At 45.5% G+C, this 1284-nt stretch carries 1 protein-coding gene; it reads left to right on the forward strand.

Annotation, left to right across the window (positions count from 1 at the left end; all coding sequences use genetic code 11):
- Positions 1-1284: amino acid adenylation domain-containing protein (locus BLS14_RS32235; protein ID WP_143021620.1), on the forward strand; the 1284-nt coding region annotated here is incomplete at both ends.

The raw sequence follows: 1284 nt of genomic DNA on the forward strand, positions 1-1284 counted from the left end.
AAGCTGACATATCGTGAATTAAATGAACAAGCAAATCAGATTGCTGTCAAACTGCAAAGTATGGGCACCGATTCGGATGAGATTGTCGCAGTGATGGCAGATCGCTCGATGGAAACGATTATCGCAGAATTGGGGATTATTAAAGCAGGAGGGGCCTATTTGCCCCTCTCCCCAGAGTATCCTGCAGAACGTATCAACTATCTTCTAGGTGATAGTAGAGCCAAGATTGTTCTCACCAAACAGGAGTATGCGCCTCTTTTCGAAGAGGAATCGGTGGAAGTACTGATCATAGACCAAATCCTTGCTGAACGAGCGGAGGCCGTGCCAGCGGTGGTGGGCAAAGCAACAGATTTGGCTTATGTGATGTATACCTCAGGAACCACAGGCAAGCCTAAAGGTGTCATGATAGAGCATCGTAATGTGGTTAGATTGGTTAAGAACACGAACTATGCAGAACTTGAAACAGGCGGCCGTATGCTACAAACAGGTGAATTAACGTTTGATGCGAGCACCTTTGAGATATGGGGAGCATTACTCAATGGCATGGAATTACACCTGGTCGACAAAAATGTTATTCTGGATCCGTCGAGATTGGAAGAAGTGCTAAAGCAGCGGGAGATTACCACTGCTTTTTTGACGTCTCCTTTGTTTAACCAACTTGCGCTCCAGAAACCAGAGATGTTCCGTTTCATGAAAGAGTTATTTATCGGAGGGGATGTGCTCCCAACGCAGCAGGTGAAACGTGTGCGCCAAACATGCCCTACTTTACAGGTAGTGCATGTGTACGGGCCGACAGAGAGCACCACGTTTGCAACTAGTTTTTTAATTTCACAAGATTATGAATCTACCATACCTATTGGAAAACCGATCAGTAATACTACAGCTTATGTGGTGGGTCGGGAAGGAACTCTCTGTCCAATTGGCGTCCCAGGTGAACTATGGATCGGTGGAGATGGGCTTGCCCGAGGATATCTACATCAAGAGGAACTGACAGGTACCAAATTTGTGACAACGTCTTTTCATGGACAGCGGGTATATCGGACAGGTGACATGGCTAAATGGCAACCCGATGGAACGCTCGTGTTTATCGGACGGGTAGATAACCAGATCAAAATACGAGGCTATCGTGTTGAAATAGACGAAATAGAGAAACAGATACTTCAACATACACAAATAAAAGAAGCCGTTGTCACAGTGTTGAATCAAGGAGATGCAGGAGTAAATCTTTGTGCTTATGTAGTCGCGCATGGCAATGCAGAGCGAACAGACATCAAGAAATATTTG

Source organism: Paenibacillus sp. OK060, from assembly GCF_900101205.1.
In the GTDB taxonomy this organism is placed as follows: domain Bacteria; phylum Bacillota; class Bacilli; order Paenibacillales; family Paenibacillaceae; genus Paenibacillus; species Paenibacillus marchantiae.